Here is a 21,869-nt window from a genome sequence, read left to right as displayed (position 1 = left end):
TATCTTTCCCTTTAGTAACGTAGATAACGCCAGAAAAGTTACAATTCTGCAAAAAAAATTGGAGGGATCATGTGGTTTTCGATAACATGGAAAAGACAATGTCACAGCTGTATCGTTACTGCCTTACACTGACAGGCTGCACATGGACAGCAGAGGATATAGTCCAGGAAACTTTGATTAAAGTGTACACTATCAAAAAAGCTGAACCACAAAGGAACTTCACTAATAGTTTTCTGTATAAGACAGCGAAAAACCTTTTTATCGATGAACTAAGGAAGAAAAAGTCCTTCATCTCATTCAGGGATGAACTCATTCGATATGAACCGGACTTTATTGCACGCGAGAGTGCTGTAGAAGAACTGCTTATGAAATTGCCGATCCGACAGGCGATCCTCATCACACTGAAAGACGTATTCGGATATCATTCACAGGAAATCGCAGACATGCTGAGGGTTACTGATGAATCGGTAAAAACGGCTCTTTCAAGATCAAGATCCCGTTTAAGGGATTCAATTAGTGATGCACCGCCATTCCATCATCAACCAACTGATTTAAAACTTATTTCTGAGTTAACAAGAGCGATCAAAATGAGCCACCCCTCATCACTATTTGCTATCTGCCGTCTTCTGGAATCACGGAATTATGCTATTACAAGAGTTACAGGAACCAAATACATGCATGTGTGTGATCCAGACGGCAATGTTCTAGAAATCGTCAGCTAATGACCTTACAAGCCACCTTTATGTAAAATGGACAACTATCCATGGCGATTGATAACAGCACTGATTTACGGCATGCTTTCTCAGTGGCGATTTCTTAGTTTGTAACTTGTGATTCTGAAAAGGAAATTATATATGTACTTGAACATTTAGCTAATGAAGGAACAATTCTGTTGCCGCTTTAAAATTCTGCTTTCAGTGATAAATTTGACTGAGTGGAAGATAGGTACGGAGTGTCATGGCTTCTTAATCATTCCAAGCGGGAGTAAGTTTTCACATGAAGAGAGTGTGATACCTGATGAGGTGCACACTCTTTTCATACTTATAGGAATGGTCTGCTTCAGATAGAACCATTGTTGTCATTCAGTTTTTTTAATTTTTCTGTAGAAGAGTTTTTCTTATAGTAATTCTCCATAATTTCAAGTATTTTTTCTTCTGACAATCCTGAAAAATCAACCAGCATAGAGATGGTCGGCTTGATGGAAAGAGACTCACATGTCTGGATGGTTGATAGAATCAGATCATGGTAGTCTTGATCCCTGGATTGTGTGCTTTTCCGCTTGTGTTGGTTAAGCTCATTATTTTGATGTTGATCATCTGATGGTTTCATAAGGATGGACCTCCTAATCTTAAAAAAGGAATTGTATAAGGTATATCCGTAAATATGGGGAGATAAACATTTTTGGGCTCGGATGATGATTCGAAAAGGGATGAAAATTTTTTATATGATTTTTTTTTAAGATGTTTCCTGAGGTCCAGGTGGAGGTATTAATACATATATCAGGAACATACATAGGAGGAAAGAGTATGAAAAAGGCGATGCTGATCGTTAATCCTTCTTCTGGTAAGGAAGAGGCACTCGATTATGTTGACGAATTAGAGGGGATTTTGAATAAACAAGGATATGAAGTGAATGTCAGCCAGACAGAGAAAGAACTGGATGCAACTAATTTTTGTAAATCTGCCTGCAAGGATGAATTTGAACTTGTCGTATCGCTTGGAGGGGATGGTACCCTCCATGAGACGATTAATGGATTGATAGATGAACATCATCGTCCAAAGCTGGGTATCATTCCCATGGGGACTGTGAATGATTTTGCAAGAGCCTTGAATATTCCATTGAACCCTGAGAAAGCAATCAACGTTCTTCGATATCATCAAACCCGTAAGGTCGATATCGGCACTTTCAATGAAGATTATTTTGTCAATATCGTTGCAGTGGGTGCGATAGCAGAAGCTACATATGATGTCTCACCTGAAGAGAAAACGAAGCTTGGGCCCCTTGCTTACATAGTTGAAGGAATGAAAACACTCGCTGCGAATCCTTCCTACCCACTGACAATCGAGCATGATGGAGATAGGTGGGAAGGAGATTCATTACTATTTCTGGCAGCCTTGACCAATTCAATCGGCGGCTTTGAGAATCTTGCTCCAGATGCCGAAGTCGACGATGGTGTGCTCCATTGCTATATCATTCAAGATATAAATGTGTTGAAACTGCCTGCAATATTGACATCCATCATCTCAGGAAAGCTGAAAAAGAATAAGGATGTAATATACTTTACGGCAACAGATATCAGAATATCTTCCTCTGAAGAGCTTATAACGAATGTCGATGGAGAGGAAGGCGGTAAGCTTCCAATTGAACTGGGGATAATGTCGAACCATATTGAAGTGATGGTTCCTCCTAGAAAATAATTTGATTTCTAAGAAGAGCTCGGTCTTTTTCTATCATCATTGGGATTTTATGTTAATATAAGGAAGGGAATCTTTATGATGGAGGGAGTATTCATGAACAAGAAGGTGCTAAAAGACCCTAAGACGGTGATCGGCTTAATATCAGCTTTTTTGTTATGCATTGTTGGGATATTTTGTGCTGCAAATGATAGTCAGTACTGGGTGTTATCTGTAGTGGTGGCATTAATTTTATTAATGATCAGTGTGAGAAGGGCAGACAAATTGTATCGGGAAAGCTGAAGTGGTTTACTTGCATGATGTGGGAGATGTGCTGGACCAATTCAAGATTGAAAAAGGTCAGGATACTTTCTGAAAAGGAATGAAAAAAATGAAATCAGAAAAACAGAAAATGATCGACGGCGAGTTATACCAACCGTGGGATGAAATGTTAGTCAAAGGTAGGGAACATGCAAGAAAGTTGGTAAGACAGCTTAATTCAACAACTGAAACAGAATATGATGAACGAGTAGGATTAATAAAGCAACTCTTCGGTTCTACTGGAGAAAAGGTCTATCTGGAACCTAATTTTAGGTGTGATTACGGGTATAATATTCATGTCGGTGACAACTTCTTTGCCAATTTTGATTGTGTGATTCTTGATGTGTGCAAAGTCAAGTTTGGAGCAAATTGTATGCTCGCACCCGGTGTACACGTTTATACTGCAACACATCCGGTCAATCCATATGAACGTATCAAGGGACCTGAATATGGTAAGCCGGTTACCATAGGGGATAATGCATGGATTGGCGGAGGTTCAATTATCAATCCAGGTGTGACAATTGGAGATAATGTGGTGGTTGCTTCTGGAGCTGTCGTGACAAAAGATGTACCTTCAAATGTAGTCGTTGGAGGAAACCCTGCGAGAGTACTAAAAGAAATTGATTTGAACGATCCAAAATAACGGATGAATCGAAGAATATACATAAGTATAAATAAAAACGCTGAATGATCAAACGTCATCTCAGCGTTTTTCTAGTCCTTCCCTAGAATTTCTGTGGGAATTGTTTGATTATTCCTTTAGAAAGTGCATCAGCCAAGTGAAAAATGTGTGCCCTGCCTTTATCGAATGATTCTATATTTTGATCCCAATCTTTTTGGATACGGGCTACTGCTTCTTTAGTAACGAAATCGAGATGCATATATAATAGGTCTTTTAACTCTTTTTCAGACCAGTTAGGGTTTGCTGCAACTAAGAATGCAGTGATGTCATCCGCATTTCGATACCATTCTTTATTCAGTTTCTCTACCTCTGCTTGATTTCCAGCTTTTGCAGATTCAACGATTTTCCCGGCAATGACAATATGCTCCGTCAATAAATCAGCCAATTGATTTCCAGCTTTTTCTCCATAGAAAGGCTTGATGGCGTTTCCGATATCCTTTTGGTTTTGAAGCAGTCTTTCAAGCACTTCTTCTTGATCTTCCAGACCGTCAACAGCACTGACAATATAGTTGTGCGTCCAAATAACATGATCATTCCAAAGGATTCGCATGTCTTCTTTAAGTTTTAGAGCATTTGGACTCACGCATTCCTTATTGACTGCTTGGGTTTTTGGAAGTTGGGCTGCCATTGTCAGAGTCATGAGAATGACGGTAAAAACAATGAAGAATTTTTTCATTATTATCTTCTCCTTTATTCGTAATCACGATGTAGTATTCTCTAAAGAAAAAGAGTTGATTCTAGAAATAATATCAATTGAAAGGAGAACGGGCATGGAAAGTCCAATTGTGATATTCGTAATAGGAAGTGGAATAATGTTATCGATTATCTTACATTTGCTGCAGTTGAAAGGGATACTGAGAAGCTATTTGCCCTTCAGAATATTAATCAGTCTTATGATTGCTGCAATAATATCCATTCCCATATCCATTTTTCTTATTGGAGGATGGCCGGGACTCGGTTTATCAGTCATGGCTGTGTATGGGCTGCTTTTTTGTATCACAAGTTTATTCTGTAGATATTTTTTGGATGTATTGTTTCTAAATAGAAGATAGGTGGGGGATTGACTATTTTTAGAAAAATAATTGCTTGTCTGCACACAGGGGGAGGGTTGTACATATAGTGAAGTAGAGAAACAGAAAATCGGCAAAAAAGAATGCGGTTGTTCCAAAACGGCTTATAAAAATCCTTTAGTCACCGCGAAAGAAAGCTTCATTCGGTTTTGCCCATGAACAAGATTTCTCGTCTATATACTTCCGCCGTATAGACAAGAGTACCTCCTTAATTGTTCGTACTGCAAAAGTGTTCCTGCATAGTCAGGTGCACTTTTGTTATTTTTATTGGTCGTCATGGATTCATCACAGGCCATTTAAAGCTGCTGTCAAACCAGCGAAAGCGAGAATGAGGCCAATTGTATAACTTACGAATAGATAAACAGCAAGAAGCTTGAAACGCTTTTTTGCAAACATATGGATGTTTTCAAGCTTGAAGGTAGAGAAGGTTGTAAAAGCACCGAGGTATCCGATCCCGATGAATGAATATAGTGGGCCATTCATCCCGGCACCAATTGTGTATCCCAATAAAAATGAACCGATTAAATTGACTGTTAACGTCGCATACGGGAATTGGGTTAAAGTATGTCTGTCAAACCATTTACTGACCCAATATCGGGACATTGCCCCGAAAAATCCTCCAAGTGCGATCATGAGCCCTTGAATAAGCATCAAACATCATCCTCCACGACTGAATTATTCCGATTCCATTGATGGCTGCCGGTCTTGAAGCCAGCCCAAGACATGAAAAGACCGCCGGATATGCTAGCTATCACGTACAGAAATGCAGAAAACCATTCGGATAGGCGTATCAATTCAATGGTCTCCACACTGAAAGTAGAAAATGTAGTGAACGAACCTATTAAACCCGTGCCAAGGGCTGTCTTTATGGAAGGATGCAGTTTTTTAGATTGAAATAGATACGTGGTCATCCATCCCAATATATAGCTGCCAATCAAGTTCACGAGCAGTGTGCCAAAAGGGAAGGGGGACTGCCAATGGGAATGAACCGAGGCCCCCAGGACAAACCTTAAAAGAGAACCGACGGCACCAGCTATTCCTACCAGTAAATAATTTTGCAAAATAATGCATCTCTTTTCTGTAGTATTGTTTTCACTTAACTATGTTCATTATGGGTGATAATGGGTATTATATCAATGACATTACATATAGAGAGAGTTGAAAACAATGGCAGCTTCACCTTCAGAGTACGAACTGACACTTGAAATTATACAAAGTTTAAAAGAAGGTAAGAAACGGGGTTTTCAGGACATCATGGATGAACTGCAGCCATATGACATGGCCCAGCAGTATCAGCACCTGCCTGCAAAACATCGTAATAAATTTCTTCTATATTTGAACATAGCGCAGCTAAAAGAGCTGATGAAGGAATTGGAAAAAGAGGATCAGTTAGAGGTCCTGCAGAAATTAGGAATTGAAAAGTCGACTAAAGTTCTTGATCTGATGGAAAATGATGATTTGACCACACTATTATCCGATCTTGAACCAGAGCAGATTGAAGAACTTTTGTCTGAAATGAAACAGGAAGAATCTGATGTGGTTCAGCACATGATGAACTATCCCCTGGAATCAGCAGGGAGAATCATGAATAACAGATTTGTGTGGATTTCGAAGCATTATACAGTAAGAGAAGCTGTTGATAAACTGAAGGATTTTGCCGAGCTTGCTGAATATTTGAATTACCTCTATGTAATAGATGAGGGGAAAAAGCTGGTCGGGGTTGTTTCGTATAAAGACCTGCTACTTGGGGAAATGCAGGATAAAATTGAAGATATCATGTTTACAAGAGTTGTCAAAGTGGACGTTCATACCGACCAGGAGGAAGTGGCGAAATTGATCAGCCGCTATGATTTCGTTTCGATTCCTGTCATTGAAGAAGATGATAAGTTAATGGGAGTCATTACGGTAGATGATATTATCGATGTAGTAATCCAAGAGGCAAATGAAGACATTGAAAAACTATCTGCTTCCGGAAAATCGATTGATTTCAATACGAAGCCGTTTGTAGCAGCTTACAGACGATTGCCATGGCTCATCCTCTTGTTATTGATCGGTCTTGTTTCCGGAAGCATCATAGATGGTTTTTCAGATACTCTTCAGTCTGCTGTAGCTCTCGCATTCTTTATGCCGATGATTGCCGGTATGACAGGAAATACGGGTACACAGTCCCTTGCAGTTGTAGTAAGGGGATTAGTATCACAAGATTTGAATGTCAAGCAGGTGGTGAGGCTCATATTTCGTGAATTATGGGTAGGTATCATCATCGGTCTCAGCTGCGCGGTATTGATATCGATCATTGCCTTCATCTGGCAGGGAAGCCTTATACTCGGCATCGTAGTAGGAAGCTCACTATTGATCACACTCATAATCGGAACACTTGCAGGGACCATCATCCCACTCGTTCTCTATAAGTTTAATATTGATCCTGCAGTAGCTTCGGGACCACTCATTACAACCATCAACGATATCTTTTCACTGCTCGTTTATTTCGGCATAGCGAGCATCTTCATAACAAAGTTATCCTAAACTAAAACCGCCCCGTTATAATATGCAACGGGGCGGTCAATCTATAATTATGTTTTCAGTGGCTGCTGGTTAAGGAATCGTTCAATAATGTCTGCCAACTTATTTATATCTGTGTACTTCTTGGTTTGCTGAGTTTCTATATAAGTTAACAAGAACGTTTCAGTGTCAAAGTGGTATAAGACTGAAAGTACAGGCGTCTGATCGTCCAAATTGAAAGTGTGAATGATCTCACTTTCTTTAAAATCCACTTGAGTTTTGAGCATTCGTAAAATTGTATCGAATGACATAAAAACGTCTCCCTTCTATATTATAGAGGGATTGACTAAAAACAGTCTCGTAGACCCAAAATAATTTAATCTTGATTAAGTATTAATTATATCATACAATTGAATATTTATATACCTATCAGGGACGTCGAAATTGTTTCCTCGAAACTTATTAATTTTTTTAAGTACATAAGTTGAAATGAATTTATTTTACCTTTTGTGGAGGTTAAGTATGGTAGAGGGTTGCGGTTATAAGTTTTCCAGGGTGAAGGAAGCTGTCGAACCAAAAAAAAATACCATCAAAGTTCTTATGAAAAACGAAGGAAAATGATGAATTTTGTCGGAATCTTTTTGATAACAGTAGCATTTACATATTTAATGTGTGATTCACACTGTCCTCTTATATTAATCCCTCCAGTAAAGAAGAATGAACCTTTTACTATCAATTCTATATTCTACAAGTTGCGCATATAGTGAACTAGTAAATCTTATAAGTATAGGAGTTCATTCATGGCGTACAAATCCAGAAAAGATAGCACCCTACCCCTACTAGTATTTGTGACTATGAAATCTTTAGCAAGAATGATTGTTCTCGGGATCATCTTTCTTTATTTTTCCGTGTGGCTCATTTCAGCGACGGCGATCAAGCTCAAGGTGGACACGCTGTTTTACTCGACAGTATCTGATATGGTACCGAAAGAGACCCTTTTGAAGCTGATATCTGAAGAGATTACTCCTCTCAGGGTAATGAATGAAGAAGAGTTGGAGTCAGACTTTGACTGGCTTGAGAGCGTGACCAATGTCTCGTTGTTTGATCCCAGGAGTTTATTTGGAAGAGAGATACCAGGGATCGAAAATTACCATACCCAGATTGCCGTAGCTGGGAAAGGGACGGATATTACCAACCTTCCTGTTGAGTCACCGGCACCCACTGAGGAACAATTGAAGAATCAGGAAATCGATCAGAATCAGATTGACCGTGCAAATGGCGACAGTGGAGAGGACATTAAAGAAGTTGATAAAAAGTCTGTCTTTATTTATCATTCCCACAGCTGGGAAGCATTTAGCCCACTGATCAAAAACAATCAAACCGAAAATCCTGCCAGTACAAATGAAAAGGTAAACGTCATTGCGATCGGTTCAAAGCTTCAGCAAGAACTTGCGAAAAGAGGGATTGGTGCCGTACAGGATAAGACAGATACTACGCAGGCTTTAAAAGAAAAGAACTGGACCTATTATGAATCCTATAAATTATCAAGGGAGCAAGTTCAGGAAGCTCTTGCCGTAAATAATGACCTCAATTACCTGATTGATATTCATCGTGACTCCCAGCCAAGGGAAATCACCACTAAAACAATAAATGGGAAGCAGTATGCACGCCTCTTCTTTATCGTGGGAAAAGAAAATAAGAATTTCGAAAAGAATCTGGCCATCGCAAAAGAATTGAATAGCGCACTCGAAAAGAAGTACCCTGGTATTAGTCGAGGAGTATTTGTTAAAACGAAAGCTGAAGGAAACGGTGTCTATAATCAGGACTTGACCGAACGAGCCATGCTCTTGGAATTCGGTGGTGTAGAAAATAATTTAGTCGAGCTCTATAATTCTACTGAAGCATTTGCAGAGATTTTTGCAGAGTTTTACAAGGCGGATGTTGTAGAAGTGAATGGATAGGGTATTCGCATAAAGCTGCTGTGATAAGGCAGCTTTTTTTATGGGAGAAAACATATGCAAAAAACTTTTTTTGCGTAATTTGCATATTCTTTGCAAAAAAGGCGGGAAACTATAATTTATCCGGGTAAATAGTCCGTTTGCAAATGTATTAAAACGAATTCTGGGAATTTTGTTTGGAAAAGGGAAAATCCGGATAAAGAATAAAAAACATGAAACAAGGAGGAACTAATTAATGTCACACCAAAAGTATCAATCATTAGTACAAACATTGCATGAATGTATGGAAGCTTGTAACCATTGTTACGATGCATGCCTTGGAGAAGATGATATCAAAATGATGGCTGACTGTATCCGTTTAGACCGGGAATGTTCAGACATGTGCGGATTTTTAGAACAGGCACTGGTAAGAGGGACGCCGTTCGCTTCCGAACTTGCTTCAGTATGTGCATCCATCTGTGAAGCTTGCGGAAACGAATGCAAAAAGCACGACCACGATCACTGTCAAAAATGCGCAGATGCCTGCTTTAAGTGCGCTGAAGCCTGCAGAAACATCGCATAAGGTTTGAAAATGCTTGAATTTGTGAAGGTCCGTCCTGCAGCACTTTAACGTGTTGAGGGACGGGCCTTTATCTTTTTCCATTGGATGGATGACGTGCCGCTATGGGGATGACAATGGCATTTTAGTTCTTTATATTCATCTTCGAGTTCTTGAATGGTCAATTCAAAAAGTTGTTTGTCGTTCTTCTTGAAAATGTTATAGGTGATCAGTTTGTTTATAAGCTCCTCTCGGCGTCTTTCTATGTCCTGGCAAATGATTTGTCCCATTGTGTTTGCACTCCTTTTATCATATTTTTGCAGGAGAGAAGGCTGTTGTAAACTATATAACAAAAAACCTTCTTCCAAAGATAAGAAGAAGGTTTTAACAGTTTTATACTTCACCTTATCTTTTCAAGCAATCCGCTTGATGGAATTAGCACAGTGTTCCACTTAAGTAGAATCTGTTGCTGAGGTGTCATCGGGCCAGTCCCTCTGCCTCTCTTGATAAGCAATTATGTAATTAGTTCATGTTAACTACACTTTAATACATAGTATTCTTAGTTGTCAAGTGGGTATTGGGTTCGAGAAGTTAAAAAGGAATTATATTTAATGTTGAAAATAATTCAACCGAAGTTGAAAATAACACCTTTATTTATTTGATTTATATAAACGTAAATACATTCAAAATCCAATCGCTAATCGATTCAGCCATCAGCTTTTTCAGAAAACTTGATAGTTACCCATACTTAAGTCTTCAAAGCTCCCTGACACATAACCTTCAATAAAAAGTCACAATAATTTCCGTATTTGTTTATGATTTCACAATGAAAAATGATAGGCTAATGATATAAACCTGCATATGGAGTGAAGTAAGATGAAAAAGGTTGTTGTAGTTGGCGGGGGCATCACAGGACTGACAACGATGTACCATCTTGATAAATTAAAAAGAGAAAAGAATATTGAGATCGAATTGTCCCTGGTTGAGCGTGACCAGGAGCTTGGCGGAAAGATAAAAACGGAAAAGGAACATCCGTTCATCATGGAAACGGGGGCAGATTCTATTGTTGCACGCAATGAGGGTGTGCTGCCTTTAATAGAAGAATTAGAGCTTGAGGAAGAAATGGTTTATAACGAAACAGGGACATCGTATATCTATACAAACGGGAAGCTGCATAAAATTCCGGAAGACACCATTTTTGGCATTCCCATGAGTATTGATTCGATAATGGAGAGTACGTTGGTTTCAGATGAGGGCAAACGTGAAGCACTAAAGGATTTGCATACTCCCAACAAGGTGTTTACAAAGGAGAGTTCGGTTGGTGAATTTCTAGAAGCTTTCTTCGGGCGTGAACTCGTCGAGAACCAAATTGCACCTGTCCTATCGGGGGTGTACTCAGGAAAACTTCATGACTTGACGATGTCTTCTACACTTCCGTACCTGTTGGATTATAAAACTCAATATGGAAGTATAATTAAAGGTCTTGACGCGAATAAAGAAAGATTCAAAAGTTCCTCGAAAGGAAAATTCATCTCTTTTCGAAGTGGATTATCTGCACTGATCGATCGACTGGAACAGGTCATAAAAGATGCTGACATGGTTAAGGGTGAAAAACTAATTGACCTGAAGAAGCATGGAGATAAGTACCAGCTAACTTTTGCTGACAGCAAGAAGTTGAATGCTGATTATGTAGTTTTCTCAACACCGCATGATGTTACGCAAAAGATTATTAGCGACCCACTATTGGATCAACATTTCAGTCAATTGAAAAATTCTTCTCTCACTAGTATTTACGTTGGGTTTGAGGTGAAGGATGATATTCTTCCAGCCAATGGGACCGGATTTATTACATCGCATGGCAGTGATGTTATGTGCGATGCTTGTACGTGGACAAGCAGAAAATGGAAACATACGGCAGATAATCATGAACTATTGGTAAGATTATTTTATAAAAGCTCCAATCCTCATTACCAAGAATTAAAAGAACTTAGTGAAGAGGATCTTTCAAAGGCAGCACTAAAGGATATTTCAAAAAGTCTGGGGATTAACGAAGTGCCTGTATCTGTAAAGGTCACAGACTGGAAGAATCTTATGCCGAACTATCACTTGAAGCACAGCCAGGCAGTTGATTCACTGCAACATACCATTAGGGAGCACTATCCGAATGTGATGCTGGCAGGAGCCTCTTATTTCGGAGTCGGGATCGGGGCATGTATTCAAAATGGGAAGCAGACGGCGGAAGCCATCATTGAAAAAGTAATTGGATAAGTGTGTTTGGGCTTGAAATCCTAAATGGAATTCAAGCTTTTTTATTGGGAGTTCTTTGAACTTCTTTAAATAAGGAAGTGAAGTTTTAAAAAAGTCATTGTAACAATGTAATGATACAACATCGCCATGTGAGAAACATCTTCCTTTCTTAAGCATAATCTCATTTAAATAGAGAAACCTAAGTTTAGGAGGGATTGCACATGAAGCATATTAAAGCATTTGCCATTAAATTTGTGGCGACATTTGTCCTTTTATATTTGGTCCTTGCAGGTGTTCAAGCCATTACTTTTGGAGATGTTTTTCTTATATCATTAGTGTTAGGATCGATTGCTTATGTACTTGGAGACCTGTTTTTGCTTCCAAGAACAAGTAATACAGTAGCCGCACTGGCTGATTTCGGACTTGCGTTTGTCTTTATATACTTTATGACTGATGGTATGACGGATGGCGGTACTTACTTAACGAGGTCCATTCTTGCTGCTCTCGCTTTAATGGTGTTTGAGCTGTTTTTCCATCGCTTTGTCGTTCGTGATATCTTGCCAAACCGTTCAAATAAAAGAAAAGCTCCGACAAATCTCCAATATCAGACAGAAGCTTCAGAACAAATTCACCCGGAATTTCCAACGAAACTAACTGATGAATTTCATCTAAAAAACAGAGACAAGGAATAATACATGAAACAAACCTGATGAGGAATCATCGGGTTTGTTTTTTTACATATTGTATTTCACCTTGGGAGTACAAAATTGTTGGATCATTTTGTGTCAGACTAAGTGCAGCACTGCTTGTTATACATTTACTCCCTTATCAGCGGGAGAGTACAGCATCTGAACGATCCGCCGGACTTTATGATTTCATCAAATTCCACCTCGATCACATCGTACCCACGTTCGCGAAGTTTACCGTTGACTTCCTCATTTATTGGCAGACTTATGACTTTCTTGTTTCCGATTGAAAGAACGTTTACTCCCATCGTGAATTGTTCCTCCCGGGAGACATCGATTAATTCGAATTTGGAAGCGAGGCGGTTCACGTCTTCTTCTTGTAATCCTTCGCGGTGGATAAGTGCGTGCTTATCGGAGAGGATGTTAAAGATACAATCAAGATGCAGAATATCTTCATGAATCGGCAGGGAGATGACGTCATAGTTCGGTAGGTGTAACTGGATTTGTTCAACTGCACCTGGTGTCGTTCTGTCGCTCAAGCCAATGTAGACCGTTTTCCCATGTACAAGCACGTCACCGCCCTCTGTTTCATCTTCTACGAGATCTATGTATGTCAGTCCACGGTCTGACAGCCATTTTTTCAATACACTTTCTTCACCTTGTCTGACGGGCATTTTCATATCTGAGATGAATAATGTTTCCCCGACTGTAAACCCGATATCTCTTGTAAAGACTTGTTCAGGAAATGCTTCGTTCGCAGATAGTAAGTGAGTTTCAATCCCGTTCGAATTTAACACTTTCAGGAATTCTTTGTGCTGTGAGACGGCTTTATCTACGTCGATGTTCTCCTTTTGATAACGTCGTTGAGTTTCATTAATCACGTCAAGAATTTTCATATAGGTCGGCGGACATAAGATCACTTCTTTTAATAGAGCAAATTCATTATGACAGTATACTTGATTTTGTTTCATTGGTAATCCTCCCAACTGCATTGTGTAATAAGTTTCGCTTTTAAATGATGTTGCTCATATTGTTTAGAACTTAGGCTGTCTGTTCCTTCTTCCATTTCTTATTCATGTAATAGGTGACGAGTGCAATCACAGACACCAGCAATAAGGAGATATAAAAGCCGAATCTGACACTTTTCTCCATGATTGTTCCTGTAACAGCACAGAGCAGAAGAACCAATCCTACTATGCCAAGGAATATGCCTGATCGCTTTTGTTTTAAGATTTTAAAAGCCGACAGGATGATAAATGCCCAGTTGTAAAGAAGCAGGATTCCGGCAGCTGTGGTGAGATATTCATACACTTTTCCCGGTAAGAGGAGGGCAGTAACGATCGAAGCAACCAGACCGGCAGTTGCAAGCCCCAAGGATGGAAGGGGAAGGTCCTTTGGCTTCTTCAGTTTCTTCTCGAAGATCTTCGGGGCGTCGCCTTCTTTAGCTAGAGAGACTAGCAGATTCGTCACCGCGAAGAGAGCAGCTGTGAGAGCTGAAAAGCCGGCAATGATGATAGCACCATTGAATACATGTGGAAAGAAAGGTAGATTGTACACACTCAGTGCCGTTACAAATGGACTTTCTTTATCATTGAAAGCATCTAAAGAAATAAGTAATACAGCCAGTGCCAAAGATGCCACATAGATGAATGTCAGGATAATAAGCATGACATTCCCCGCCTTGGGAGCATCCTTTTTATCCTTTAACTGAATGGCCATCAGCCCGATGACCTCGATTCCTCCGTATGCATAAAATGCATATATCAATGACGACCATAATCCTTTCATCCCTTCAGGCAAAAATGCTTCATGATTAAAGGAAAACTCCGGAAGTGTTCCTTTGCCTTCAATCACTCCAAAAAGAGCAAGTGAAGCAATCACAATGAACATAATGATGGCCGCTGTCTTTATAATGGCGAAAATGTCTTCCGCTTTGTCAAAGCCATTATTTCCGAGGAGAACAATCAAAAGGGAGAGAACGGCATATACCCCTGCAAAAACCCATAGTGGAATTCGCGGAAACCAAAATTGAGAAAGAATTGCCAAAGCTGTCAACTGACTGCCCATTATCAGTATGTTTGAGCTCCAATAATTCCAGCCGCAGCTAAATCCAGCCCATTTTCCGAAGGCTTTTGAAGCATAATAGCAAAAAGAGCCTTCTTGGGGATCTTCCGCAGTCATTTTCGCAAGAAGGTTATAAACGATATACGTTCCAATTGCAGCAAAGATAAAGGAGAATACAATGGATGGCCCTGCATATTTTATTCCAATTGCAGAGCCAAGGAAATATCCGGTTCCTATGGTACAGCCCACCCCGATAAGAGAGAGGTGCCACCAGCTAATGTTGCCTTCATCTACTGAATTAGAGCTTTTTGCATTATTGCATCCTGTATATTGATCTGCCATTCGACCTCTCCTTTCATCATTTCAAGCGGATTATATTATCGCTTCTTTCAATCGCGGTTTTTCATCTGTCTTGATAAAAAAATACACCATTACTACAACGGCAAGAGATAAAATTCCTGCACCAATAAAGCTTTCGTTAAGGTAAGTCTTCATAAAGATCGACATCAAAGGCGGGCCTGCAGCGACACCGATAAATCGTGATGAACTATATAACGATGAAATCGTCCCGCGTTCTTCTTTTTCAATATTTTCGGTAATGATTGCGTCCAGTGTCGGAAGCAGTGCGCCAATCGACGACCCAAGATAGCTTGTTACAGCAAGTAGAATAATCAAGCGTTTACTCATGAAACCGACAAATGGAACACTTGAAGCAATTGCGAGCAGGCTGACTATCATAATTATTTTCATTATTCTTAAATCACCCTTAATCTTCCGTCCAGTAATAAACGAAGAAATACATAAAGCAAGGAGTGGGACCGCCAAGACGAACCCTTTTTTTACCCCGTACAGATTATGCGTCTTTTCAAGAATATCAGATAAGAAAAATAAGACAGCAAAGAGTATATACATGACAAAGATTCCGATGGTAAAAACGGTAAAAATCCATTTACCTTCATTTTTAAAGATTTTTCTGGTATTTTTGAGAAATGCCTTCAAGGCAGGCGGATCATCTTTCATCTTTGGTACTTTGATGAAGAACAGAACTAATAAGATCGAAATCAGACTGAAAAAAGAAATCGAAAAGAAAGGGAGGTACCATAAAAAAGCAGCAAAAGCAGCACCCAGGATAGGACTGAGCACTTTCCCGAAAGTGTTTGACGTTTCGATGATACCGAGACAAGAGCTGGTTTTCTCATCATCATCTTTATAGAGATCTCCAACGAGAGGGAGAATAATCGGTGCAGCCCCGGCCGCACCGATTCCCTGCAAGACACGCCCGGCAATGATCCATGCAAATGGATCATTCATTTTCCAGGAGGCATAGCCTGAAATAAGTCCCCCTATCAAGGCAAGAATCAGACTTGGCAAAATCACGATCTTTCTTCCGAAACGATCCGACAAATAGCCTGCAACTGGTATGAGAAAGATGGATGCAATGGAGTATGATGTGATGATCATACTTGTTTGAAAAGAAGATATACCGACCTTTTTCTCAAAAATAGGCAGCACAGGAATCAGCATTGAATTCCCGAGCGTCATGACTAATGGTATGGAAGCCATGCTGACTACACACCCAATACTGACCTTATTCGTGTTCCTACATTGTTCGTCCATGCTGCCACCTCATAAAAATTCTGATTTACAAATAAAGTATTTGGCCATTGAACGTAATTCATGCACAGGCGGCAATGGCTAATTAATTCCATAAGTAATAAGGACAAACTAACTTATTGATAGAACAACTTCTTATAAATTAAACCTCGATAATGATTGGGAGTATCATCGGTTTCCTTCTTGTATGTTTTACAAGGTACTGACCTACGGATCTTTTGATGCTTTGTTTCAGGACACTCCATTGCCGGCGCTCTTCAGGAAGCAATTCGCTGACGGTTCTTTCAATCAGTGTGTTAAGTTCCTGAATGAGATTTTCAGAACTTTTGACAAAAACAAAACCTCGGGTAATCGTGTCGGGACCTGAAATGATCCGGTGGTCCGATTTATTAAAGGTTAAGACGATTACCACCATTCCATCTTCTGAAAGTTGTTTACGGTCCCTCAAGACGATGGATCCGACATCACCCACACTGATTCCATCTACGTAAGTATCTCCTGCAGGAACATTTCTTGTCTGACGGGCGATTCCATTTTCGAAATCGACGACCACCCCATTTTTTAATATAAATGTATTTCCTGCTTCAACGCCTACGCTTTCAGCCAGCATGCGGTGATGATGCAGCATCCGGTTTTCGCCGTGTATCGGGATAAAGTATGTTGGCTTGATCAGTGTGAGCATCAATTTTAAATCCTCTTGATAGCCATGGCCTGATACGTGCATACCTGTCGTACTTCCCGATCCGTATATGACGTATGCTCCCAAGTGGAACAGGTTATCAATTATTTTTGATACAGCCTTTTCATTACCAGGTATAGGGGAAGCGGCTAGAATGACAGTGTCCCCTGGATGGATGGATACATCCCGGTATTGTCCGGATGAAAGCCTGCCAAGCGCCGCCATCTGCTCACCCTGACTTCCTGTACATAGAATTGCAACGCGACCAGGGTCTAGTGTATCTACATCACGGGCTCCAATCAGCATTCCATCCGGAATCGTCAAGTAGCCCCTTTCCATTGCTACATTCACGACATTCACCATGCTTCTGCCCAGCAGTGCCAACTTTCTATTCGTCAGGATGGCTGCGTTGACGACCTGTTGGACACGATTTACATTTGAAGCAAAGGTAGAAACGAAAATTTTACCATCAGCTTTCATGAATGCTTCATCCATATGGTTACCGACCATTTGTTCGGAAGGTGTCAGTCCAGATCGTTCAGCGTTCGTACTTTCTGATAAAAGTGCAAGCACCCCGTTCCTTCCGATATCCGCGATCTTATGCAGGTCAGAGCGTTGATGGTTCATTGGTGTGAGATCAAACTTGAAGTCCCCCGTGTGGACAATATTCCCCTGGGGAGTATGAAATACAATTCCGAGGCAGTCAGGGATACTATGACTGACACTGAAGAAAGAAATACCGATCGACCCCAGCTGAAGGTCAGAGTTTTCATCAATCGTGATCAAGCTGGCATCTCTCATCAAATGATGTTCTTCGAGCTTCAACTCGATCATACCTAGAGTAAAACGGGTACCGTATACTGGCATATTGATTTTTTTCAGTAGATAAGGGATGCCGCCGATATGATCTTCATGACCATGAGTGACAATCAGTCCGCGTATATTATCTCTGTTTTCCTCTAAGTACGAGATATCAGGTATGATAAGGTCGATACCCAGCAGACTTTCGTCAGGAAATTTTCCGCCGCAATCAACGATGAAAATGTCATCATCATATTGCAGAACATACATATTTTTGCCAATTTCATTAATGCCTCCGAGGGCAAAGATAGAGAGTAAATGGTTCATGTTATGCCTCCTGTTGTGGTGGTGTCTATATTATTCCCGACAAATCATGTTTCATGAGCCGGGGTGAGATGAATGGCATATTGAAAGAGTGGAGAATCATTTTAATCAATCCCATCCATTGATCTGCCGACAATCATGCGTTTTTCTTTTGAATGACAGGGTATGGTATTAAAGCAAACCTTTAGTGGAATGAATAAGGTTCAATGGCCTTATTGCATTTATTCTACAGTTTATTAGCAAACCAGGAGGTGAACGTCTTACTGGGTAGGACGATACATAATGGCATTGAATCTCTTTCTGCTTGTATTATTAATAGCGATGACGGCGTTTTTTGTAGCAACTGAATTTGCGATAGTAAAGGTACGGACGTCCAAGATCGATCAGCTCGTAACTGAAGGGAAGAAAGGAGCGGTTTCTGCCAAAAAGGTGATCTCGCATCTGGATGAGTACTTATCTGCATGTCAGCTGGGGATTACCGTTACGGCATTGGGACTCGGGTGGCTTGGGGAACCCACCATAGAAGAATTGTTGCATCCTTCCTTTGAATATTTTCAATTAAGTGAATCACTGACGGAAATATTATCTTTTGGAATAGCTTTTGCTTTAGTCACATTCCTGCATGTCGTGGCAGGTGAACTGGCACCAAAAACAGTAGCCATACAAAAAGCAGAAACCATTACGCTGCTTTTCGCAGGTCCGATCATCCTCTTTTATAAAGTCATGTTTCCTTTTATATGGCTGTTAAATGGGGCAGCCAGAGTGTTTGTGGGGTTATTCGGCATCAAGCAGGCTTCTGAACACGAATTGGCCCATTCAGAGGAGGAAATCAGAATCCTGTTATCGGAAAGCTACGAAAGCGGTGAGATCAATAAATCCGAACTAAGGTATGTGAATAATATATTTGAATTTGATGAACGGATTGCGCGGGAAATCATGGTCCCCCGTACAGAAATGGTTACCATTTCAAAAGATGCGACATTCGAAGATATTAAAGGGATTATATCTTCTGAGCATTACACTCGTTATCCTGTCGTAGAAGATGGAGATAAAGACAATGTGTATGGGTTTATCAATGTGAAAGAATTTTTGACGGCGAAAATGGTAAGGGAAATAGAAGAGGACAGCCTTGAACCTTTCATCATTCCGATCATCCGGGTGATTGAAACCATTCCCATCCATGATCTTCTGGTTAAGATGCAAAAGGAACGTGTACATATTGCGCTGCTTTTAGATGAATATGGAGGGACGTCGGGGTTAGTGACTGTAGAGGATATTATCGAAGAAATCGTTGGTGAGATAAGGGATGAGTTTGATGAAGATGAAATCCCTGAAGTTCAGAAACTGGGGGAAGACCATTACATCATTGACGCTAAGCTGCTGCTTCACGAAGTAAACGAACTGCTTGATACAAATATATTTCATGACAGTATCGATACCATCGGAGGATGGTATCTAGAGGAAAGTATGAATCAGCAGAATAAGGAAATCAAAACGGATAATGGTTTTTTATTTACTGTCCAAGAGGGAGACGGCCATCATATTCATTATTTGGATGTGAAGAAATTAAACTGACCACAGACAAAAGGCAAAAAGAGCTTGATTCAATCAAGCTCTTTTTGCCTTTTATAGTTTACTTTATATGTTGGTTAAATAACAGTATCAGATGGTTTTATCTACGAGCATTTCATAATGAGGTGAATTCATATCTTTCATGAACGTATGCAATTCCTCTTTTGTTTTCTCATCAAGGCCTTTATAAATAAGGAAGGCCTTCGTCTTTTCAGAAGTAATCATCTTTCTGTAAAGTTTAGAAATTTTTTTACTCCTGTGGGTGTCCATTCAATCCATCCACTCCTTGATTAATGATTAAGATAATTATAATCATTATAAGCTCGTTTTTTCAAGATATTACACTTAGATGTTATAAAATTATAATATTTATAAAAAGTGGGGAGGGGGATGTGAATAGTTGATTGGTGTGTATTTTAAGGGCGTTAAATCCATCAAGTATATGCCTGGATATATATTTATTAAAAGTTGATTTAGTTTTATTAACTTAGTAGACTCAGCTTTAACACCGCTGATAATTTGATGAGATTCTCATCAGGAGTTTAAATCGTCTCTCTTATCAATGATCAGCATACAGTCTTTATTTATTTCTCCATAAAAAACATCTTGAATATTATCTATTCCCTTTTCAGTCAATTGACGAAGAACCCAATGTTCAGTCAGGTTCAGTTTTTTTAGGTTTGAGTGTACCAGTTTTCCATCGCTGATGACTTCCGTTCCTATGGGAGGAGCTGCAGGACTTATAGGCGCAATATTGAGATCTGCTTTCGTAATCTCCTCTTGAGAGTCATTTTTTAAAACAGACAATTCACCATTCGTTTCAAAGATGGCGTAATTCACATCCTGTAGTGAAAAAACGTCTTTTTGCCTGAGCAACGACATCAATGAATCCACATCCAGACGCACAGCTTTAAGTTGACTTTCCATGATGTTTCCATTTTTTACGAGGATTCTCGGTTCTCCATCAAGGAGGGTTCTTGCTTTCTTTGAATGAATATCGATGTAGCCGATAGTTACGGTTATGATGCTCCACCCAAGTAATGCAAGCAGTCCATTCCGGATGCTGAGTGAAGGATTGAACACTAAATTAGCTCCGATGCTTCCAATTGTAATACCAGAGATAAAGTCAAAAAAAGTCATGTGACTAAGTAATTTTCTGCTCATCCATCTGGTCAGTAATAACAGAGTCATGAAGGACAATAATAGCCTAATGGCCAACTCCGATACACTCATGCTTAATGCCGCCTCTTTTCCATCGATTTTGTATACCTTTTCCTAAAAAGGTTTTTTTATCACACTTAATAAGAGCTTTTAGATAACCGGTATGCTTAATTAAGTTATCGATATAGATGATGTATTTATCTTATTATTCGAACAATTATAAGGGGAAATATGGTAATATTATTAGATGCTGCATGCGCAGCTAATTTTCATAAGACGTGGGGAAACAGATGAAAAGAAAATATGTTAATCACGCCGGCTGGAAAAGGATCCAGAAAAGAAATTATGCTCAGACTTACATAGATTTAACTATTTTTACAGGGCATATTACCTTGCTTCAGATAACTGAGGTAGTGGAGCCTCTATCTGTAACGTACCGTGGAAAGGAAATCTGTATAGCAGAATAGCATAAACCAATATTTTTTAAACCAGCAAAGGGGGGATATGGTGAGCTATTGGACATGGATCATCATCTGCATTCCTTTGGTTACAGGAATTGCTGCAGCCATTTCAGGAAGGAAAAATAAAGATCGCACCAGAAAATTGGAGGTAATAGTAGATGTGGAAGAGAATGTCATTCATATTGACTGGAATAGTAATTGGATTTCTGATTTTTATCATCTGGGCAGATGTGACGCGTGAAATGTTCAGTATTGACGATACGGAATTGTCTGCCAAACTTGAGGTTCTCTCGTTTGAATCAAAGGTACCAGTACTTGTCCCATTTGAAGAAATGAAAATATTCGATACCGAATTGACGAGGGACGGTACGAAACAACATTACAAAATAACCTTGATGAATAAGGATAAAGAAACTCTGGTATACAGTGTGGCGAATTATGAAGAAGATTTCCGCAGTAAGGCTGATAGCGAGAAATTGGAAATTAGAAGTGGTATAGCGGGTAAGTATATACCAAGTGACAATGGCAAACGAAAGCTCTATTGGAGACAGGGAGGCGTGTATTACGGGATAACTTATCATCCTAAAGTGACTCCCCGTGATTTGAGCAGGGGACGATTGATTCAGATGGCGAAGTCGATAGAATAGTTTACTCAGGCTATATCAGCATTTAGTGATTGATCTGTCTCGATAAATCGGCAGTTCGTACCTTTCTATTGAAACTCCTTTCATATATGGTCTTTTAGACATACGATAATAATTTTACTATTGGACTACAATTATATATTTTATCAATC

The 21,869-nt window shown here is 39.7% G+C and carries 24 protein-coding genes and 1 riboswitch; of the genes, 12 read left to right on the top strand and 12 right to left on the bottom strand.

All coding sequences use genetic code 11. The features are described 5' to 3' along the window. The first annotated feature begins 71 nt into the window (after positions 1–71). Positions 72–722 carry an RNA polymerase sigma factor gene (locus tag ACXAFV_RS16855; RefSeq protein ID WP_475128182.1) on the top strand — a complete coding sequence of 217 codons (651 nt, stop codon included), beginning with the start codon at positions 72–74 and terminating at the stop codon, positions 720–722. 337 nt (positions 723–1,059) lie between these two features. On the opposite strand, the gene ACXAFV_RS16850 is transcribed toward ACXAFV_RS16855, so the two are convergent. After that, positions 1,060–1,329: a hypothetical protein gene (locus ACXAFV_RS16850; protein WP_475128181.1), complete on the bottom strand. Its 270-nt coding sequence runs from the start codon at positions 1,327–1,329 to the stop codon at positions 1,060–1,062. A gap of 197 nt (positions 1,330–1,526) precedes the next feature. On the opposite strand from ACXAFV_RS16850, the gene ACXAFV_RS16845 reads away from it, so the two are divergent. From ACXAFV_RS16845 to ACXAFV_RS16835, 3 genes are all read left to right on the top strand, one after another. Continuing rightward, positions 1,527–2,417 carry a diacylglycerol/lipid kinase family protein gene (locus ACXAFV_RS16845; protein WP_475128179.1) on the top strand — a complete coding sequence of 297 codons (891 nt, stop codon included), beginning with the start codon at positions 1,527–1,529 and terminating at the stop codon, positions 2,415–2,417. A 93-nt stretch (positions 2,418–2,510) separates the two neighbouring features. Continuing rightward, positions 2,511–2,696 carry a hypothetical protein gene (locus tag ACXAFV_RS16840; RefSeq protein ID WP_475128178.1) on the top strand — a complete coding sequence of 62 codons (186 nt, stop codon included), beginning with the start codon at positions 2,511–2,513 and terminating at the stop codon, positions 2,694–2,696. A gap of 88 nt (positions 2,697–2,784) precedes the next feature. Next, positions 2,785–3,357 carry a sugar O-acetyltransferase gene (locus tag ACXAFV_RS16835; protein WP_475128177.1) on the top strand — a complete coding sequence of 191 codons (573 nt, stop codon included), beginning with the start codon at positions 2,785–2,787 and terminating at the stop codon, positions 3,355–3,357. A gap of 82 nt (positions 3,358–3,439) precedes the next feature. Here ACXAFV_RS16835 and ACXAFV_RS16830 read toward each other — a convergent pair whose 3' ends face one another. The 3 genes from ACXAFV_RS16830 to crcB (ACXAFV_RS16820) form a co-directional block, all read right to left on the bottom strand. Further along, on the bottom strand, positions 3,440–4,072 hold the full coding sequence (locus tag ACXAFV_RS16830) for a glycosyltransferase (protein ID WP_475128175.1): 633 nt from the start codon (positions 4,070–4,072) through the stop codon (positions 3,440–3,442). A gap of 679 nt (positions 4,073–4,751) precedes the next feature. Next, the gene (gene crcB, locus ACXAFV_RS16825; RefSeq protein ID WP_475128512.1) at positions 4,752–5,117 is read right to left on the bottom strand and encodes a fluoride efflux transporter CrcB; all 366 of its coding nucleotides are present in this window, start codon (positions 5,115–5,117) and stop codon (positions 4,752–4,754) included. Further along, positions 5,117–5,527, bottom strand: a complete 411-nt coding sequence (gene crcB / locus ACXAFV_RS16820; RefSeq protein ID WP_475128174.1) for a fluoride efflux transporter CrcB — start codon at positions 5,525–5,527, stop codon at positions 5,117–5,119. The genes crcB (ACXAFV_RS16825) and crcB (ACXAFV_RS16820) overlap by 1 nt, the downstream gene beginning before the upstream one ends. A gap of 106 nt (positions 5,528–5,633) precedes the next feature. On the opposite strand from crcB (ACXAFV_RS16820), the gene mgtE reads away from it, so the two are divergent. Then, on the top strand, positions 5,634–6,992 hold the full coding sequence (gene mgtE, locus ACXAFV_RS16815) for a magnesium transporter (RefSeq protein WP_475128173.1): 1,359 nt from the start codon (positions 5,634–5,636) through the stop codon (positions 6,990–6,992). 47 nt (positions 6,993–7,039) lie between these two features. Here mgtE and ACXAFV_RS16810 read toward each other — a convergent pair whose 3' ends face one another. Then, positions 7,040–7,279 (bottom strand): hypothetical protein, encoded by a 240-nt coding sequence (locus tag ACXAFV_RS16810; RefSeq protein WP_475128171.1) that lies wholly within the window; start codon positions 7,277–7,279, stop codon positions 7,040–7,042. A 489-nt stretch (positions 7,280–7,768) separates the two neighbouring features. Here ACXAFV_RS16810 and spoIIP point away from each other — a divergent pair, with 489 nt between their 5' ends. Both spoIIP and ACXAFV_RS16800 read left to right on the top strand, forming a co-directional pair. Beyond that, the gene (spoIIP, locus tag ACXAFV_RS16805; RefSeq protein WP_475128170.1) at positions 7,769–8,929 is read left to right on the top strand and encodes a stage II sporulation protein P; all 1,161 of its coding nucleotides are present in this window, start codon (positions 7,769–7,771) and stop codon (positions 8,927–8,929) included. 232 nt (positions 8,930–9,161) lie between these two features. Next, on the top strand, positions 9,162–9,488 hold the full coding sequence (locus tag ACXAFV_RS16800; RefSeq protein WP_475128169.1) for a four-helix bundle copper-binding protein: 327 nt from the start codon (positions 9,162–9,164) through the stop codon (positions 9,486–9,488). A gap of 44 nt (positions 9,489–9,532) precedes the next feature. Here ACXAFV_RS16800 and ACXAFV_RS16795 read toward each other — a convergent pair whose 3' ends face one another. Beyond that, positions 9,533–9,754 (bottom strand): Fur-regulated basic protein FbpA, encoded by a 222-nt coding sequence (locus ACXAFV_RS16795; protein WP_475128167.1) that lies wholly within the window; start codon positions 9,752–9,754, stop codon positions 9,533–9,535. A 112-nt stretch (positions 9,755–9,866) separates the two neighbouring features. After that, a riboswitch (SAM riboswitch) is annotated at positions 9,867–9,977 on the bottom strand. A gap of 363 nt (positions 9,978–10,340) precedes the next feature. On the opposite strand from ACXAFV_RS16795, the gene ACXAFV_RS16790 reads away from it, so the two are divergent. Continuing rightward, positions 10,341–11,732 (top strand): protoporphyrinogen oxidase, encoded by a 1,392-nt coding sequence (locus ACXAFV_RS16790; protein WP_475128166.1) that lies wholly within the window; start codon positions 10,341–10,343, stop codon positions 11,730–11,732. A gap of 200 nt (positions 11,733–11,932) precedes the next feature. After that, complete coding sequence (locus tag ACXAFV_RS16785; RefSeq protein ID WP_475128164.1) at positions 11,933–12,403, top strand: YndM family protein; 471 nt, start codon at positions 11,933–11,935, stop codon at positions 12,401–12,403. 125 nt (positions 12,404–12,528) lie between these two features. Here the strand turns inward: ACXAFV_RS16785 and ACXAFV_RS16780 are convergent, their stop codons facing one another. From ACXAFV_RS16780 to ACXAFV_RS16765, 4 genes are all read right to left on the bottom strand, one after another. Beyond that, complete coding sequence (locus ACXAFV_RS16780; RefSeq protein ID WP_475128163.1) at positions 12,529–13,368, bottom strand: dimethylarginine dimethylaminohydrolase family protein; 840 nt, start codon at positions 13,366–13,368, stop codon at positions 12,529–12,531. Positions 13,369–13,438: 70 nt separating this feature from the next. Continuing rightward, the gene (locus ACXAFV_RS16775) at positions 13,439–14,803 is read right to left on the bottom strand and encodes an amino acid permease (protein WP_475128161.1); all 1,365 of its coding nucleotides are present in this window, start codon (positions 14,801–14,803) and stop codon (positions 13,439–13,441) included. 30 nt (positions 14,804–14,833) lie between these two features. Next, positions 14,834–16,078, bottom strand: a complete 1,245-nt coding sequence (locus ACXAFV_RS16770) for an MFS transporter (protein ID WP_475128159.1) — start codon at positions 16,076–16,078, stop codon at positions 14,834–14,836. A gap of 139 nt (positions 16,079–16,217) precedes the next feature. After that, complete coding sequence (locus ACXAFV_RS16765) at positions 16,218–17,882, bottom strand: ribonuclease J (RefSeq protein ID WP_475128158.1); 1,665 nt, start codon at positions 17,880–17,882, stop codon at positions 16,218–16,220. Between the two features lie 279 nt (positions 17,883–18,161). Between ACXAFV_RS16765 and ACXAFV_RS16760 the strand changes: the two genes are divergently transcribed. Beyond that, complete coding sequence (locus ACXAFV_RS16760; RefSeq protein WP_475128157.1) at positions 18,162–19,454, top strand: hemolysin family protein; 1,293 nt, start codon at positions 18,162–18,164, stop codon at positions 19,452–19,454. An 87-nt stretch (positions 19,455–19,541) separates the two neighbouring features. Here the strand turns inward: ACXAFV_RS16760 and ACXAFV_RS16755 are convergent, their stop codons facing one another. Together ACXAFV_RS16755 and ACXAFV_RS16750 are read right to left on the bottom strand one after the other, a co-directional pair. Further along, positions 19,542–19,721, bottom strand: coding sequence for a hypothetical protein (locus tag ACXAFV_RS16755; RefSeq protein WP_475128156.1), 180 nt, complete (start codon positions 19,719–19,721; stop codon positions 19,542–19,544). Between the two features lie 264 nt (positions 19,722–19,985). After that, complete coding sequence (locus ACXAFV_RS16750) at positions 19,986–20,684, bottom strand: DUF421 domain-containing protein (protein ID WP_475128154.1); 699 nt, start codon at positions 20,682–20,684, stop codon at positions 19,986–19,988. Between the two features lie 435 nt (positions 20,685–21,119). Here ACXAFV_RS16750 and ACXAFV_RS16745 point away from each other — a divergent pair, with 435 nt between their 5' ends. Further along, the gene (locus tag ACXAFV_RS16745) at positions 21,120–21,314 is read left to right on the top strand and encodes a hypothetical protein (RefSeq protein WP_475128153.1); all 195 of its coding nucleotides are present in this window, start codon (positions 21,120–21,122) and stop codon (positions 21,312–21,314) included. Next, the gene (locus ACXAFV_RS16740) at positions 21,232–21,720 is read left to right on the top strand and encodes a hypothetical protein (RefSeq protein WP_475128152.1); all 489 of its coding nucleotides are present in this window, start codon (positions 21,232–21,234) and stop codon (positions 21,718–21,720) included. Before ACXAFV_RS16745 ends, ACXAFV_RS16740 begins: the two co-directional genes overlap by 83 nt. Positions 21,721–21,869 lie beyond the last annotated feature (149 nt).

Source organism: Rossellomorea sp. ABR4_012 (genome assembly GCF_056159545.1).
The sequence above is the reverse complement of the archived record's forward strand: the minus strand, read 5'-3'. Positions and strand labels throughout refer to the sequence as shown.